This is a genomic window from Ornithinibacillus californiensis, from assembly GCF_001038485.1.
In the GTDB taxonomy this organism is placed as follows: Bacteria; Bacillota; Bacilli; order Bacillales; family Amphibacillaceae; genus Ornithinibacillus; species Ornithinibacillus californiensis.
Genome location: NZ_LDUE01000043.1, coordinates 1 through 16,468, shown reverse-complemented (window position 1 = coordinate 16,468; position 16,468 = coordinate 1). Strand labels below are relative to the sequence as shown.

Genomic DNA, 16,468 nt, shown 5'->3' with positions numbered 1-16,468 from the left:
GGGTTTGTCAAATAAAGTGTGTAAGTTGGGATCACACACTTAGATATATTTGAGTACCCTTTCCTTTAATCGGTCATCCATCAATAGCTGATTCATGGCTAGAGACCAGTTATGGACATGTCCACCTTCCCATTTGGTTTCTAGTTCTTTAACTCGTAAATATAGGACTTTAAGTAGGGCATTCTCGTTGGGGAATGCTCCTTTTTTTGTTACTTTTCTAAAACTGGAGTGGATGCTTTCCACTGCGTTAGTCGTGTACATAATTCGTCGAACTGCACTACCAAAGTCAAATAATTGTTCTACATGTTCAAAGTTGCGTTCCCAAACATCAATAGCTCCTGGATAGGCAGACCATTGTTGTTTGAAGGATTCAAATGTACTTTGACAGGCCTTTAGGCTTTGAGCTCCATAAACCTTTCTTAAAGAGGCTGTGAATGCCTTGTAGTCCTTGCTTGGTACGTATTTAATGGAGTTACGAATTAAGTGTACAATGCATCGTTGAACGATGACATCAGGGAATATGGAGCGAGCACCTTCCTCCAAACCAGATACGCCATCCATAGAAATAAAGAAGATATCTTCGACCCCTCTAGCCTTTATTTCATCAAAGATTTGCATCCATTTATGCTTACTTTCTGTTTCATTTAACCATAGACCAAGAATTTCTTTTTTTCCCTCCATGGTATAACCTAAAATGGTATACACAGCATACTTCTTTGTCTCATATTGATTGCGAATGGTTGTGTACATGCAGTCCACAAAAACAAAAGGATAACAGTCATTTAATGGACGACTTTGCCACTCTTCTAAGTCAGGCAGCACAGTATCTGTGATATCAGAAACCATTTCATGAGATACAGAAAAACCATAAATGTCCTCAATGGTAGAAGAAATGTCCCGCTGAGACATCCCTCTGGCATACATAGCTATAACCTTATCCTCAATCTCAGATACATCTTTTTTACGCTTAGGAATAATCTTCGGTTCAAAAGAGCCGTCACGATCTCGAGGCACTTCAATTTCTACTTCTCCAGAACTCGTATTCAAGGTTTTCTTTCCATAACCATTTCTGCGATTATCTGTGACTTTTTCCCCTTTATCGTTTGAGTCATAACCAAGATGATGGTTCATCTCTCCTTTTAACATCGCTTCAAACATAGGGCCAAATATGTCTTTTAAAGCATTCTGCATGTCTTGTACGGACTCTGGTTGGTATTGTTCTATAATTCTATTAGCTAATTCTACTGATTTCGGATCACGTTTAGATTTCGCCATTATAAACAACTCCCCAATTTATATAGTTATAGTGTAACAATAAAAAAATAAACTGCGAAGTAAGAGCCGTACGCTCTCTTACTTACACAGTTTATATTACACTCCCTACCCTAGATGAATTTTATAATGGATTTATAATCGGTGGTAATAGTTCATAGATTATTCCGTGTGAATCTCAAAAACGCCTATGGAATCAAGTGAGATTACATAAGCGTTAGTGATTAATTTTACTCTATGCTAGTTAGCTGACTACCAAGAAACTTCGCCAACTCCAGCATCCCATATTTTCCTGCCTTTGCTTCCGCATCGGAATTATAATTCGTATTCGTATTCACATCATAGGTGAAAATTTCACCGTCTTTATTTTGAATAAATTCAATTCCGGCAATATCAATCTTATTCTCCCGCAGAAAGTGTTCATACTTCTCTACAATCGAATCATCAAACCCCTCGATGATTTCGAACTTTGGCTTCTCTTCCACTTCTTCACCAACTGGACAGAACATATCATCAATCGTACAAGCATCTGCAGGGCAAAGCTCAAACCCTTCAGACGTATCCACGCGTACTGCATAGACAAATTTCCCGCCAACAAATTCACAGCGAGTAATATAAGGTTCTGGTGCTTGAATATATTCCTGAATCAAAGTGATACCATCAACAGAAGGTTCAAAAGTTGGCCCAAATACATAATTCTCTAATGCTTCTATGGAGTGGAAAAGCTGAACACCCAATCCTTTGCCTGCACGGTTATGTTTTGTAATAAAGGAAGGTAAATTCAAATCTCTTGCCGCTTGAATTATTTGTTCTTTCCCAACTGCGGCTATCGTTTTAGGTGTACGTATTTGTGCGGCATGAAGTGCTGTATATTGGTTTATTTTACTTACTTCTAATCGTAATGCACGACTTCCATTGAATACTTTTCTGCCGTGAAGTTCTAACCATGCAAGAACGGCCTCTGTTAATTCAGGGGCAAAACGATGATTTCTTGTATGGGAAGAAGCACTTATTCGATTATAAAAAACTCCTTCAGGTGGAGCAGAGGATAAGTCTACTCTTCCTTTATCTAAAAACCATTCCTCATATGGCAATTGTAGTTCATCTAATCGTTTCGTAAGATGCTCCGTCCACTCGCTATTTTCATGAATGATATATATTTTTTCTAACATACATTCACACCTCTTTACTAAGTTGTATTAATCATACCAAACAACTCGGGATTTAGGATATGTATATGCAAGTAGAGATAAAAAAACTCCCAATCATGGGAGTTGAAAGTTTATTTAATAATTAGAACGGGACTTGCTGCTCGCTTTGCGACCTTATGACTAACACTACCTAACATCATTTCTTGAAACTTATTCAAACCACGACTTCCTAGAACAATTAGGTCATAATCATTTTTATTTGCATGATCAACAATGGTAGGGCCAGGATCACCATTTAGGAAAATGACCTCAAAATTTATCCCAGTTTTTTTCGCTTTCTGAACGATGAGAGCAAGTTTTTCCTTCCTTGCATCCTCTGTGTCTTTTCCCCAATTATTCAATACATCATCCTTGGAATGCTTCGGATCGACCACATAAATAATGTCTACTTTTGAATCCGAGCTAAGTTTAGCCAGTTCAAATGCTTTTTCCCCTGCTCGTAAGGAATGTTCGGAACCATCTGCCGCATAGAGAATCTTCTTAAACATGGGATTCCTCCTCTACCAATCTACTAATACCAAACCATTATTTACTAGAAATTATTTCTCATTATAGCATATATAGGTCTAAAATTGAGGAATTTGAAGAAAAAACAAGGAAACGACAAATGTTTCCGTTTTCTTGCATGTTTCACAAAATTGTTAAAAACCGTTATAATACAGTTTGTTTGTTACGGACTAAGGCTTTCGTGAGAGTCGAAAGTCATCAAAAAATAAAAAGAGGTGGGTAAATGAATATTGCAACATTAAAAAATGAATGGTTTGGAAATATCAGAGGTGATATTTTAGCAGGTATCGTTGTAGCGATTGCTTTAATTCCTGAGGCGATCGCGTTCTCTGTTATTGCTGGTGTGGATCCAATGGTTGGGCTTTACGCATCGTTTGCTATTGCGGTAACGATTGCCTTTGTTGGTGGACGACCGGGTATGATTTCTGCAGCAACAGGTGCTACAGCCTTATTAATGGTTACGTTAGTTGCGGAGCATGGATTGCAGTATCTATTAGCTGCGACAATTCTTACTGGTGTTATCCAAATTGTAATGGGTGTACTGAAACTTGGCCGATTAATGAAATTCGTACCTCGTTCGGTAATGATTGGCTTTGTTAATGCACTAGCAATAATGATTTTCATGGCTCAATTAGAGCATTTCTCTGGAGCGAATTGGCAAATGTATGCCATGCTTGCAGGAGCTCTAGCAATTATTTATATTCTGCCTAGATTTGTGAAGGTCATTCCTGCTCCATTAGTGGCTATTGTCGTGATTACTGCTATTGCGATCTTTACAGGCAGTGGCGTTAAGACGGTAGGAGATATGGGAGAATTAACGCAATCCTTACCAATTTTCTTATTCCCTGATATTCCACTAAACTTTGAAACGCTACAAATCATCTTCCCTTATGCGTTATCTATCGCTATCGTTGGTTTAGTAGAATCTCTACTTACAGCATCGATTGTAGATGATATGACCGATACGAAAAGTGATAAGAATAAAGAAGCAAGAGGACAAGGTATCGCGAATATTGTTTCTGGTTTATTCGGTGGTATGGCTGGTTGTGCAATGATTGGGCAGTCGGTTATTAACGTGAAATCTGGTGGACGTGGTAGACTGTCAGCTTTCGTTGCTGGAGCATTCTTAATGATGCTCATTCTGTTATTCAATGGTCTTCTAGTTCAGATTCCGATGGCAGTTTTAGTAGGTATTATGTTCATGGTTTCGATTAGTACCTTTGATTGGTCGTCGATTAAAAATATGCGAAAAACACCTGTTACAGATACAGTTGTTATGTTAGCTACGGTAGTAACAGTATTATTCACGCATGATTTATCAAAAGGTGTACTAGTTGGTATTATTTTAAGTGCTATCTTCTTTGCTGCTAAGATTTCTAAAGTGAAAATTACTACACTAGCTAGTAACGATGCAAAGGTAAAAGTTTACCGAGTATCTGGACAACTTTTCTTTGCTTCAGTTACTGAGTTTGTTGATAGCTTTAACTATAAGGAAAATGTAGAAGTAGTAAAACTAGATCTAACGAATGCTCATATATGGGATGATTCTGGAGTAGGTGCAATCGATAAGGTTGTACAGAAGTATCACCAAAATGGGATTAAAGTAGATGTGGTTGGTCTAAATGATGAGAGTAATAAATTAGTAGATAAACTTGCGAATTATAATAAGCCTGGTGGACTGGAGAATGTTTCTGGTCACTAGGAAATGAGAGAGTTGACTTCGGTTGACTCTCTTTTTTTGTTCGCTGATATATTTAATTATTCGTTGATAAATTACAAATAACGCTGATATAGCCAAAAATTTGCTGATATCAGCCAAATTTAGATAAGCTTTTTCGAAATTAAAAGAGGATTTTCAAAGTGAGAGATAGAATAATATAGGATTAAAGTAAAAACTGGAGGGACCTACTTTGAGAGGAATCATACATCATATCGAACTATACGTGTCAGACTTAGAAAAATCAACGGAATTTTGGGGGTGGCTTCTTGAGGAATTGGGCTATAACCTATTTCAAACGTGGAATCAGGGTAGAAGTTATAAACTGAAGGATTCCTATTTAGTTTTTGTACAAGCGGAGGAACGTTTCTTAGATGTCCCTTACCATAGAAAAAGAGTCGGATTAAATCATCTTGCCTTTTATGCTGAATCTAGAGAGCATGTTGACGAGGTAACCAATCAGTTAAAGGAGAAGGGTGTTACTATTCTATATGAAGATAAGCATCCATATGCTGGTGGTGAGGGATATTATGCCGTATTCTTTGAGGACCCAGATCGAATAAAGGTAGAGATAGTTGCACCAAAATAATAAAAACAGGTGATTCAGATGAATGTAAATGAGTTAAAAGCTACACTTAAGGAGTTTAAAGAAAAAAATTATCAACATCCTGGCATCGTTAATATACAGACGCTGACGAATGCCATGCTAGAGCATGTTGGTAACACAGATCCGGAGTTAAGAGATAATTTGATTTATCCTAGTCTGACCAACTTAATCATTAATGACATCTATCCTCGTCCAGAGTTAAACCGAATTTTAAAAGTTTGTTTAGATGATAATCATCTTTTTTATAAAATGGGTCAAGACGATGAGGACGCAGTATTTACAAGGTCCTTTTCCTCGCTAATCATAGCGGTACTACTCTTTGTTAATGTTCAAAAATCCTTTATCACGGATGAAGAACTAGATAATGTAGCTACTAAGCTAGTAGATTATGTGAAAAAGGAAGTAGATGTCCGGGGGTTTGTAGAGGGAAAAGGCTGGGCACACAGTATTGCTCATGTTGCCGATGCACTAGATGAGCTTGCGAAACAGTCACAACTGAAAGAAACTAGATTTCAAGAAATTGCGCATCTTATCTTGGATAAGATGTGTTTTGAACAGGATTACTATTTGTTTGAAGAAGATGAGCGTATGGTTATTCCGTTGGTCACCATGTTGCATAAGGGAATGGACCTATCTTTCCTATTTGATAAAATTAATGAAATTTCGAATGATTTACAGGAAAACTATTCAAAAAATAGTGTCCGTCACTTTACCCAACGAACAAATATAAAACAATTTCTAAGAAGCCTGTTGCTGCATCTGGAGGTAACCAATCAACAGAAAGAGCTTCAAGATCATCTTCGAGAAGTACTAAAGTCTATTAATCAACCATACTACAATCTTTAAGGGGGAACTACCATGAAACCGATTTTAATTGATTTTCCAAGTGAGTTTGAGACAGAGAGACTGATTATTAATATGCCAAAACCAGGGGATGGAAAAGTAGTATACGAATCGAAAAAAGCTTCGAAAAATGAGCTCTTACCATGGATGCCTTGGGCGCATCGAGATGAGAGTGAAGAGGATGCGGAAGTCAATATCCGTGAGGCGCATGTGAATTTTCTAACTAGGGAAGATCTAAGGCTATTAGTTTTCCATAAAGAAACCGGTGCATTAATAGCGAATTCTGGCTTACATCGGATTGATTGGGATGCACGTAAGTTTGAGATTGGTTATTGGATTGATACTCGCTATAGTGGGAGAGGCTATATGACAGAGGCGGTTAAAGGGATAGAAGGGTTTGCTTTTAACGAACTAGAAGCCAACCGAGTGGAGATTCGATGTGATACGAAGAACGTGAAGAGTCGTGCGATTGCGGAGCGTTTAGGTTATGAGCTAGAGGGAATTTTGCGCAAAGACAGCCTTGATGCGTATGGGAAAGAACTTCGTGATACTTGTATTTACGCGAAGGTCAAATAATTTTTAATAATAGGCTTTACATATACCTCGAAATTCTATATAGTATAGTTACCTAATAATTCTAGGTAGGTGAGAATATGTTTGATCGTGAGTTAGTGAAGGGAAGTACGTCACTTCTTGTCCTACAGTTATTAAATGAGCGCGATATGTATGGTTATGAGTTGGTTAAGGAAATGGACCGACGTAGTGATCATAACTTGCAGATGAAGGAAGGAACATTGTATCCTGCCCTTCATAAGTTGGAGAAGCAAGAGTATATTGCGTGTTATTGGCAGAATCAAGAAAAAGGCCCTGCTCGTAAGTATTATCGTATTACAGAAGAGGGTAAAGAAATATTAGAAGCAAAAACAAGTGAATGGCACCGATATGTTCAAGTGATGAATAACCTCATCGGGAGAAGTGAGTCGTGACTTCAGGGGATAAACAGTTTTTCCAAGAGCTTGATCAAGTTCTTGGAAAACACCCAGAGAAAAAGCAAATCATGGCGGAATATCAATCACATGTGTACGAAATCTTTGCACATGAGAATAGTTCCATGAACTATGATGAAATTGTAAAACGACTAGGAACACCAGAAGAAATTGCAGCAATTTGGAAAGAAGAGGCAAAGGTAACACCGAAGAAGATGCAGATCCTGTTTGTTGTACTCAATGTACTCATCTTTCTTAGTGGTATCAGCCTTACAATTATTTATAATATATATCAAGTTGAATGGATAGAAATTCTGTGGAAAAGACTGACCGCAGTTCCGTCCATCATTATTATGGTATATATGGCATTTTGGGGATTGCTCGGTTATGAGATTGGAAAAGAATTTGGTAGTGGTGGATTAAAAATACTCCGCAGGACATTTACATATGCAGTCATACCAAACCTTACGTTAATGTATCTCATTGTATTTAAGCTAATCCCACACGAGTGGTTCCAGCCATTATTAAATGGACCATTTATTATCGCATGCATATTGTTAACAATTGTGTTGTATCCGATAAGTTGGATTGGGTATCGCTGGGGGAGGAAAGCTTCGATATAGCACCTAGCCCCTGGGGTATCGTGTGAAATTTCGTTATTTTTTAGCTATATACATAGAATAACTATGTATATAGAATGACTATACGGTGGTGTAGATGATGACGCAACGTCAAAAAAGTTTATTGTTTTTAATGGTCTGTTTAGGGCTAGGTATTTTAGCAGAACTTAGCTTCTTTCATGGCACAATAGGAATATCCTATCCCATTTTTATTGCTGTGTTTTATGCCGTGCTTTATTTGCGGTTTGGGTTTAAGTTCTCCCATCGACGAATAGGACTATTGCTCATGGTCATGATTTGGGTATTATCCGCGTCTTTCTTGTTTTATGATAATGAGTTCTTTTATCTATTAAACATCATGGGAATACCAATCCTAGTATTTATTCATATTGTGCTCATTACAACTCCCAATCAAGTGGATTGGATCTCATTAACCTTTTTCAACAGAGTAATACAAAAGATAGGTCAAACATTTAGCTATATAAAAAGATATATCAAGCTTGCATTGAAGCGGTCATTGTTTAAGCAACTGAGCAAAGAAACAACACAGACCATGAAACGAATTGTCATTGGGTTATTCATTGGCGGCCCGTTGCTATTCGTAGTGACTGTTCTATTAATGTCAGCTGATGCAAGATTTGGCGATCTTATCATGGAAGTGCCTACATTTATCTTAAAGCTAAACTTCTTAGAAGGATTTTTCCGAGTAATCTTAGCGCTAATCCTAACGTTAGTGTTCTTTGGTGCTTTCCAAACGCTAAGAAAAAGGTATGTTATCCCATTAGGCAGTACAACTGCTGTTCATAAAAAAACAAGTTGGGATAGTGTGATAGCGGGAACCATTTTAGTTTTATTAAATGGCATCTATTTATTATTTGTCGCAATGCAATTTAAGTACTTCTTTGGGGATGCCATTCAAGGCGATCTAACCTATGCCGAACATGCGCGTCGAGGTTTTTTTGAACTCGTATTAGTAACGATGATTAACTGGTCAATTCTACTAGCTTGTTTGAAGCTAGTAAAAGTGGGAAAGAAAGCTTCTGGTTATTTTATGAAAGGTATGTATTCGCTACTCATCTTAACCAGTAGTGTCATGCTAGCTTCGGCATATATACGTCTGAGTGCATATGAAGCTGCATATGGATTTACGATGGATCGGATTCTGGCTCATGGGTTTATGCTCTTCTTAATTGTCATTTTTGCCTACACATTAATCCGTGTTTGGCTAGAAGGAATTTCGATGGCGCATTTTTATCTGATTGCAGGGTTAATATTTTATACAGGACTTAACACGGTCAATTTAGAAGAGATTATTGTTGAAAATAATTTAGAACGATATGAAGAGACGGGGAAAATCGATATTTATTATCTGAATGCTTTGTCTTACACCGGTATTGATGGATTGATTACCTTATACGAACAGGATCCTAATTATCCGGAGTTGAGAACACTTTTACAGCACCGTAAACAGATGATAGGTAACTTGGAAATAAAAACATGGCAATCATTTAATTTCAAGAAACAACAAGTGATAGAGAGACTCGAAGAACTGGAATTAAAGTAAAGGAGGAGCTATATGAAGTATGTTCCGAAACATGTTGCACTAATTATGGATGGAAATGGCCGTTGGGGGAAACTCCGAGGCTTAAGTCGTAGTGAAGGGCATTATGCCGGTACACAAACAATGGAAGAATTGATTGATGCAAGTGCAGAGATGGGAATTGAGATTCTAACGCTGTATGCATTTTCTACAGAGAATTGGAAAAGGCCGCAAGATGAAGTGAATTATTTGATGAGCTTACCGATTAAGTTCTTTAATAAAAAGCTTCCAGAGTTTATGAAGCGGAATATTAAAATACTGATTTCAGGTGATATCGAGAACCTGCCAAAAGGAACAAGAAATGCAGTTCTAAAGGCGATGGATAAAACAAAGAATAACACCGGGCTAATTGTTAACTTTGCATTGAATTATAGTAGTAGAAGTGAAATTGTTCATGCGATTACTGATATTTTAAAGGATGTAAAAGAGCAGAAGCTTACTTTGGACCAATTAGATGAATCGGTTTTTGATAACTATCTTTACACGAAGGGATTACCTGACCCTGATATCATCATTCGAACTGGTGGGGAGAAACGGGTGAGTAACTTTTTAATGTGGCAAGCCGCTGATTCAGAGTTGTGTTTTGTTGATGAGTTGTTTCCGGATTTTAAAAGAGAGTTATATATAAGGGCAATTGAAGATGTTTACCAAAACCATGAAGCAACTCTAAATGAGTGGGTTGTTTAGGAGGGAGTAACTTGAGAGAATTTCCGAAATTTTTACCATGGTTTATTTTATCCGTAGCTGTATTCTTTCTTAGTAGCCCTCTGTGGTTGTACTGGTATATCCATGGTGACCATGAAAGGTATATGCGAATAATTGATGGCCCAATCCCGATTGGGAGCGGGCCATATCAACTAGGCTTAGGTATTGGCTTCGTGTTCATTGGAGTGGTTCTTTTCATTGTATCTATTCTGTTATTCAAGATGTCAAAGTTTAAATGAATGGTATACTCTAACTAGATACTTCACGAAATTTAATATCTACTATTTCTTCCGTGTTATTATCGAACGTAATATCAATGAAAACACCAAATTCGTTATTAGGGCCTTCAAGCCATAATTTGAATGTTTCTGTAGAGTTTTCCATGCCTTTTTCTCTTCCGACATGTAAGTAATCAACGATTTTGGCATCTGGATATTTTTCCTTCACCTTTTGCATAGCGAGGCGACCCCATTTAGCATAAGCGGGTTCTTCCTGAGCTATTACTACCTCAGAGCTTGGATATAAGCTAAAGAAACCAAAAAATAAAATAGAACTACATAGTAGCTTCATGATAAATCTTTTCACAGTTGTAACCTCACTTTAAGAATTAGGAGTGGTAAACAATGATAATAGAAATGACCTTTCAAATCCGAGTTTCAGATTTTCAAAAAGGATTGCAATGGTACCAATTATTATTAGACAAGGAGCCTGACTTTATACCGCATGAGGGCTTCGCAGAGTGGGAGCTTGTACCAGGTAGTTGGTTACAGTTAGCAGAAGGCGATCCCTCGGAGGGGAGCGGGCCATTAAGACTAGGTGTAACGAGTATAGAAGATGTGTATGAAAAGGTTAAGCAGTTAGGAATAGAGGGGGTTACCATACAAGGAAGGGAAGAAGTTCCTGTTAAATGGTGTACATTTACGGATCCTTGGGGTAATCGGATTGGATTCTTTGAGTATCAGGATAAGGGGGAAGAGGCACAGACAATAGCTAAGGTCTGGGGTGAAAAACTTGTCTGACCATAAAAAAAACATGGAAAAAAGTATTAGTGATTACTTTTGCGATAGGCTTAATGTTTGTTGTCCTTATTGGATATGGCGTCTACTGGGCATTTTTTGATATGAGTCGATTACCGACAGGAGAGTATCTAACGGAAGAAATATCTCCAGATGGAACTTACACGTTAAAAGCATATATTACTAATGGTGGAGCCACAACTTCCTATGCTATAAGAGGTGAGTTAGTATTTAATGATCGTAATAACAAGACAAAAAATATTTACTGGAACTATCGTGAGGAGACTGCGAACATTTTATGGAAAGATAACGATACAGTCGAAATCAATGGTTATACTCTGAATGTTCCTGATGATAAATTTGACTTTAGAAATGAAAAATGACTTCCTTCGACTTTTAAAAGGGTTGAAGGAAGTCATTTTTCATATAGGTAGTATGCTAGGCTGAATTTCTTTTTGTATATAAATAAACTCTTCTTCCTAATAGCAAAATCAGAAAATAAATCATTGCATTCAACATAAAGGAAAGAACTTCAAAAGAAAAGTTATATATAAACTGAGGTTTATATATAGATAGAAGACCGTTATACCATTGGTCTACATCAAATAATTTAAAAAACTTAAAAGGGTAACCGAATATTTTATCTCTGCCAACTTCTGTTGCTGAAAGGAAAATGGTTAAAAACGAAATGGCCAAACTTATTAAAAAGAGTTTTGTTTTCGATTTTCACACCTCCACTATAGTATTAACTCTCATTAGTTCTTCTTATCTTTATTAATTAGCTGAGTCATTTGATGCCAAATCGAACCTTTTGCTTCTTCCCCACCTTGAATTCTTGCAAGTGCCATTTTGATTTGCATGCGAACTTCAAACTCGGGGTCATCCTGCGCTTCAAGCAGTGCTGGAACTGCTGATTCATCTCCTAGTTCATATAAGAACATCGCTGCACGCCAACGTACGAGTCTGCTTTTATCCTTTAGCGTTTTAATCATTTCAGGCTGCGCTTCTATAAAACTAAGGTCTGATAAGCAATCACCTGCAGTTCTTCTAACGTTTACGGCCTTGTCTTGTAAAGCTTTATATAAATAAGGAAGCACTTTTCTATCCTCAATCATACCAAGATATGCAGTAGCAAGCCGGCGAATTGATGCCTTTTCATCTTCTAATGCCTTCTCTAAAACAGGTAGGTCATCTACTGTTGGATCCATTTTATCTAGTGCAGCATAGCGCTCGCGCCAATCTGGATGATCCAACATATCCAAAGTTACTTTTATCCATGGTGTAGGAGCTTTTTCATTGGCTAGAGCGAACTTCACTAATTCGTTTACTCGGGCTTCATCGTAAGAAGCAGAAATTTCTTCTGCCACTTCTTTTCCGATTTCCTCAACCTCCCCATAACGTGGACTTTGTTCTACCCATTTTCGTTCCATTAGCATATTGTCAGATGCGGCAGAAGCCTCAATGGCAGCGTTCATGAAACGGTCAGGTAATCCGAAGCGGTGCTCAGTTTCGCCTTCTTCTAATTTTACTTGGGTTGGAATGTAACGGAACATTTGGATAAATACTTTTACTTCTCCATAATGCTCATCGATTGGTGCTTCTGCTTTCTGTTTTTGCTCTTCATTTTCTTCTGTTGATCCAAGTGTCCGCCTGACTTCTGGTAATACTTCTTCCCAAGGTGTTCGGGCATCTCGTTCTAGAGCAATAAAGTCAATCACTCGGTAGATTCCCTTCACCCCGTTGATAGAGAATAGATTTTGTATGTAGGAAGGGGCATTTGTTAGATCATCACCAAGCTTGTAGTTTTCGGTCTGCCCATCTGGCATAACTTCATCCACATTGATCTTCATCGAGTATGGACTTGGTGTTGGTTCAATCGAAACAATTTTCATTAAAAATCCCCCTTAGATAGTTGATTTGTTAACTCAATTCTATCAAAGGGGGAGTAGTCTATCCAATTATTCGTATAGTTTAATAATGAGCCAACAGTCCTTTTCTCATAGCTACTCGTTCACAATACAGGAAGAAAACTATTCCAATAACAAAATAGAATACTGCATTAAAGAGCAAGGTGAAGATGTCAAAGGAGCTAAATTCCATTATAGATAATCCATCAATCATAGTAGCTCTAACTAAATCAACACCTTTTACTAACGGGAAGAAGGCTAAGAACGGTGCGACCGATAGCGGTACAAAAACTAATCCTGCTAAAATAAACTGTAGAATCTGTAAAAATGCTCCGATTTGTTTTAGCACTAGTGTCATCCCGGCAATAATCAAACCGAGGCCCATCATATTAACTAATGTCAGTAAGAACACTGGTATTAGCGTGATGAGGTCGACGTGTAGCCATTGTCCTGTCGTTGCCATAGCTAGAAACAACAATACAATCACTATGAGTAGATGGGCAGTGATGGATGCTATTAACCTGGAAAACATAATCTTCCATTGGCCTAATGGCGACATGTTCAGTTGTTCGAGTGTGCCCTGGGTTGCTTCGCTAGCAATCTGGTATCCGATATCCCCAACAACAATTAATGCTAAATACCAAAATACATAGTTTACAATAACAAACTGTGTATTCACATCTTGGGTGGTAGGATCACCAATAATCTGTATGCCTGCAAACATTCCTAAGAAAATGCAGTAAAATGTAACGAGCATAGCGATTGTATTCGGTAGGTAACGTTTTAGCTCAATGACCTCCTTGCGAATGTTTGCATTAATAAGATGAAACCAACTCATGTTGAAACTCCCCCTTTACAATTTTTAAGAACACATCTTCAAAGTTAATAGTCTTGCGATCGATTGTTTCAATGGGTGTTTTTTCATGTTGAAGTACTTCAAATAAGTCATAAATCTCATTACTGCTAGTTAGATTTACTTCTAGTTTAGTTTGGTGTGTATCTGTGGTGTATTCTAGTTGTGCAAATTTTTCTTGTAGAATAATTTGTTGTTTATCACTAAGGGGCTTAGCAAGTGTGATGGTATAGGCGCGAACTTCAAATAAGCGAAGAAGGTTTTCTACTCGGTCATTCGTAATCACCGTGCCATTATTAATGATGACCGTACGCTCGCATATATCCTGAATGACATCCATATCGTGTGAGCTAATAATTATCGTCCGTTTATATTCCGCAGCAATCTCTTTTAGTAAATTTCTTATCTCATACCCTGTTTCTACATCAATACCTAATGTCGGTTCGTCTAATAAAATCACTTCTGTATCGGCTAACATAGCAACGGCAATGGCTAGTTTTTGCTGCATCCCTCTAGAGAGACGATTGACCAACTCGTTTTCTTTTGATTTCAAGCTGAACTTCTCTAATAAGTCCTCTATTTTTGGTGCTACTTCTTTTCGTGATTTCCCTCGATTCCCTGCAAAATATTCCAGGTTCTCTCTAACGGTCAATCGCCAATATAAGTTTCGATTTCCTTCCAGAACAGCACTAATATGTGTTAATGCTTTCAGACGCTTTTCCTGATTATCAATCCCGTTGATAGTTATCGCTCCAGAATCTGGCTTGATTAGTCCGCATATCATTTTTATTGTTGTAGACTTCCCTGCACCATTTGGACCTAGGAGACCTAGAATTTCCCCTTCGTGTACAGCAAACGACACATCATTGACAGCATGAATTACTTCGGATGACTTTCTCTTTTTATACGTTTTACACAAGTTTTCAACCGTAATAATTGGTTTCAAAATAATACAACTCCTATCTTTTTAAGTTTATTTAATTATATATTAAATATATTTAATAATAGTGTCAACTAATTTATTAAATTTTATAAAAATATTTTTAAATATATTTAAATTATTGTATAATGAAGTTACCAATTGACGGAAAAGGGGATGCACATGAGTACGGTAGGGGAAAGAATCAAACAGCTTAGAAAGGAAAAGAAATTAACATTAGCACAGCTTGCCCAAGATAAAATGTCTGCAGCGATGGTAAGCCTTATTGAAAATGGGAAATCCAAACCTTCAGCAGAGAACTTGGAGCATATTGCGAATGTGTTGAATGTGAGTATAACGGATTTACTCGGTGGGACAAGTAGAGAGGAATTACGTAGAATTGGAAACGAATGTACCGAATTGCTGGAAGAGAGATTAGATTTGCAAACGTTACAGGATGTAACAAGTAGACTGCAAGAAGTTCTCCCTAACTTAGGACATAATGCTGAATCTGCAAATATATATAAGCTTTATGCTCGGTGTATTTACTGGTTTTACCTCTTTTATAACAAAGAGTTTGATTTACTCCAGGACAAGGATTATGAATTGTATTATAGGAAGGCAGAAGAAATATACTTAGAGCTTCAAATGGAAAGTAAAGCGATTGGAATAAAAGTATCGCTTGTACAGGTTGAAGCTACAAAGGGAAATTATCAGAAGGCAATAGAAATGATAAATGACAGTATAGATGCCGTTACGTCTATGGATAGTTATGATACAGTTTCGAACATCATACTTTTAAAATTAATAAAAATCCAATGTTTAGATGCTTTGGGCGATACGGAGGAGACCTTTCATTTACTTCATGAACTAGTTGACTTCTCCAATGAACATTTAATGCTGAATAACTTTTTTGAAATATATAATACAGGTGCGATGTTGTATTACCAAGAGAACGATTATGAGAAAGCTAGGGAATTTGTCGCGAAGATTAATAAGTTCTTTGAAATTGTTCATAATGAAAATTTAATTATTAATAAAGAATTAATTATGATTCACTATATGGAGTTCTTTGAAGAACGTCCGGAGCTTGCATTACAGATGATACAACGACTAGAAGAAGAAATGCCAAAAATTACACCATACAATGAGTCGTTTGACCAGAGCTTGAAGGATACTCTAAATGATATGAAGGCAAGATGTTATACAAAGCTACATGAGCCGGAAAAAGCGTTGCCATTATTTCGGGAGTTGTTGAGAGATTATGATAGTGGATTAGACTATGCGCTTCGGGAAGTAAATAAATCCTATCAAGCACTTTGTTATCTGCAATTACAAGATCAGGATAATGCATTAACGTATGCAAAAGAAGGGGTATCTATTTTAAAGAAATATCCACGAACGGCCTACTACCACTTCGCACTAAATGTATTAAAAGAAGTACAACAAATGAAATAGGCTGAGACAAGAGTGTTTCAATTAAAGATAATCCTGGCTTTATTATTAGTGCACATAACCCGCCCCGGAAATATACTGCGCTTTTACTTCCAGCACAGGAGCAACATCTGCTCGAAAGTACCTCGCAGTGTTTCCCTTGCCGCGGGCGGCTGGTGAGCCAGGCTACTACTTGAATAAGCTCCTTTGCTGCCTTGCACCGAGGAAGCTTGCTTCGTAGCGATGCTGGTAGACGCAGGTGCATCACCGG

General features: G+C 37.4%; 19 protein-coding genes. 12 read left to right on the top strand and 7 right to left on the bottom strand.

The window, feature by feature from the left end; all coding sequences use genetic code 11:
- Nucleotides 1-39 precede the first annotated feature (39 nt).
- The 3 genes from TE34_RS09940 to TE34_RS09930 all read right to left on the bottom strand — a co-directional run bounded on the left by TE34_RS09940 (nucleotide 40) and on the right by TE34_RS09930 (nucleotide 2,971).
- Nucleotides 40-1,275, bottom strand: coding sequence for an IS256 family transposase (locus tag TE34_RS09940; RefSeq protein WP_047984673.1), 1,236 nt, complete (start codon nucleotides 1,273-1,275; stop codon nucleotides 40-42).
- A gap of 227 nt (nucleotides 1,276-1,502) precedes the next feature.
- Complete coding sequence (locus TE34_RS09935; protein ID WP_047984672.1) at nucleotides 1,503-2,444, bottom strand: ATP-grasp domain-containing protein; 942 nt, start codon at nucleotides 2,442-2,444, stop codon at nucleotides 1,503-1,505.
- 110 nt (nucleotides 2,445-2,554) lie between these two features.
- Entirely contained in the window at nucleotides 2,555-2,971 is a 417-nt protein-coding gene (locus tag TE34_RS09930) for a universal stress protein (protein WP_047984671.1), read from the bottom strand.
- A 242-nt stretch (nucleotides 2,972-3,213) separates the two neighbouring features.
- Between TE34_RS09930 and TE34_RS09925 the strand changes: the two genes are divergently transcribed.
- The 9 genes from TE34_RS09925 to TE34_RS09885 all read left to right on the top strand — a co-directional run bounded on the left by TE34_RS09925 (nucleotide 3,214) and on the right by TE34_RS09885 (nucleotide 10,307).
- Complete coding sequence (locus TE34_RS09925) at nucleotides 3,214-4,692, top strand: SulP family inorganic anion transporter (protein ID WP_047984670.1); 1,479 nt, start codon at nucleotides 3,214-3,216, stop codon at nucleotides 4,690-4,692.
- Between the two features lie 208 nt (nucleotides 4,693-4,900).
- Nucleotides 4,901-5,296: a VOC family protein gene (locus tag TE34_RS09920; protein WP_047984669.1), complete on the top strand. Its 396-nt coding sequence runs from the start codon at nucleotides 4,901-4,903 to the stop codon at nucleotides 5,294-5,296.
- Between the two features lie 18 nt (nucleotides 5,297-5,314).
- A complete protein-coding gene (locus TE34_RS09915) occupies nucleotides 5,315-6,160 on the top strand; it encodes a DUF2785 domain-containing protein (RefSeq protein ID WP_047984668.1) in 846 nt (281 codons plus the stop codon).
- Between the two features lie 12 nt (nucleotides 6,161-6,172).
- Complete coding sequence (locus TE34_RS09910) at nucleotides 6,173-6,733, top strand: GNAT family N-acetyltransferase (protein ID WP_047984667.1); 561 nt, start codon at nucleotides 6,173-6,175, stop codon at nucleotides 6,731-6,733.
- 77 nt (nucleotides 6,734-6,810) lie between these two features.
- Nucleotides 6,811-7,143 (top strand): PadR family transcriptional regulator, encoded by a 333-nt coding sequence (locus TE34_RS09905; protein WP_047984666.1) that lies wholly within the window; start codon nucleotides 6,811-6,813, stop codon nucleotides 7,141-7,143.
- The gene (locus tag TE34_RS09900) at nucleotides 7,140-7,766 is read left to right on the top strand and encodes an HAAS signaling domain-containing protein (protein WP_047984665.1); all 627 of its coding nucleotides are present in this window, start codon (nucleotides 7,140-7,142) and stop codon (nucleotides 7,764-7,766) included. Before TE34_RS09905 ends, TE34_RS09900 begins: the two co-directional genes overlap by 4 nt.
- A 97-nt stretch (nucleotides 7,767-7,863) precedes the next feature.
- Nucleotides 7,864-9,327: a DUF4153 domain-containing protein gene (locus tag TE34_RS09895; protein WP_084710674.1), complete on the top strand. Its 1,464-nt coding sequence runs from the start codon at nucleotides 7,864-7,866 to the stop codon at nucleotides 9,325-9,327.
- 12 nt (nucleotides 9,328-9,339) lie between these two features.
- Entirely contained in the window at nucleotides 9,340-10,050 is a 711-nt protein-coding gene (locus TE34_RS09890; protein ID WP_047984663.1) for an isoprenyl transferase, read from the top strand.
- 11 nt (nucleotides 10,051-10,061) lie between these two features.
- On the top strand, nucleotides 10,062-10,307 hold the full coding sequence (locus TE34_RS09885; protein ID WP_047984662.1) for a hypothetical protein: 246 nt from the start codon (nucleotides 10,062-10,064) through the stop codon (nucleotides 10,305-10,307).
- Nucleotides 10,308-10,317: 10 nt separating this feature from the next.
- Here the strand turns inward: TE34_RS09885 and TE34_RS09880 are convergent, their stop codons facing one another.
- Nucleotides 10,318-10,653 carry a YqzG/YhdC family protein gene (locus TE34_RS09880; protein WP_047984661.1) on the bottom strand — a complete coding sequence of 112 codons (336 nt, stop codon included), beginning with the start codon at nucleotides 10,651-10,653 and terminating at the stop codon, nucleotides 10,318-10,320.
- Between the two features lie 38 nt (nucleotides 10,654-10,691).
- Between TE34_RS09880 and TE34_RS09875 the strand changes: the two genes are divergently transcribed.
- Both TE34_RS09875 and TE34_RS09870 read left to right on the top strand, forming a co-directional pair.
- Nucleotides 10,692-11,087 (top strand): VOC family protein, encoded by a 396-nt coding sequence (locus TE34_RS09875; RefSeq protein ID WP_047984660.1) that lies wholly within the window; start codon nucleotides 10,692-10,694, stop codon nucleotides 11,085-11,087.
- A gap of 29 nt (nucleotides 11,088-11,116) precedes the next feature.
- Complete coding sequence (locus TE34_RS09870) at nucleotides 11,117-11,467, top strand: DUF5412 domain-containing protein (protein WP_269083153.1); 351 nt, start codon at nucleotides 11,117-11,119, stop codon at nucleotides 11,465-11,467.
- Nucleotides 11,468-11,839: 372 nt separating this feature from the next.
- Here TE34_RS09870 and TE34_RS09865 read toward each other — a convergent pair whose 3' ends face one another.
- From TE34_RS09865 to TE34_RS09855, 3 genes are all read right to left on the bottom strand, one after another.
- Nucleotides 11,840-12,976, bottom strand: a complete 1,137-nt coding sequence (locus tag TE34_RS09865; RefSeq protein ID WP_047984658.1) for a conserved virulence factor C family protein — start codon at nucleotides 12,974-12,976, stop codon at nucleotides 11,840-11,842.
- Nucleotides 12,977-13,055: 79 nt separating this feature from the next.
- On the bottom strand, nucleotides 13,056-13,829 hold the full coding sequence (locus TE34_RS09860) for an ABC transporter (RefSeq protein WP_047984657.1): 774 nt from the start codon (nucleotides 13,827-13,829) through the stop codon (nucleotides 13,056-13,058).
- Nucleotides 13,807-14,790 carry an ABC transporter ATP-binding protein gene (locus TE34_RS09855; RefSeq protein ID WP_047984656.1) on the bottom strand — a complete coding sequence of 328 codons (984 nt, stop codon included), beginning with the start codon at nucleotides 14,788-14,790 and terminating at the stop codon, nucleotides 13,807-13,809. The genes TE34_RS09860 and TE34_RS09855 overlap by 23 nt, the downstream gene beginning before the upstream one ends.
- Nucleotides 14,791-14,946: 156 nt before the next feature.
- Between TE34_RS09855 and TE34_RS09850 the strand changes: the two genes are divergently transcribed.
- Nucleotides 14,947-16,221, top strand: coding sequence for a helix-turn-helix domain-containing protein (locus TE34_RS09850; RefSeq protein WP_047984655.1), 1,275 nt, complete (start codon nucleotides 14,947-14,949; stop codon nucleotides 16,219-16,221).
- Nucleotides 16,222-16,468 lie beyond the last annotated feature (247 nt).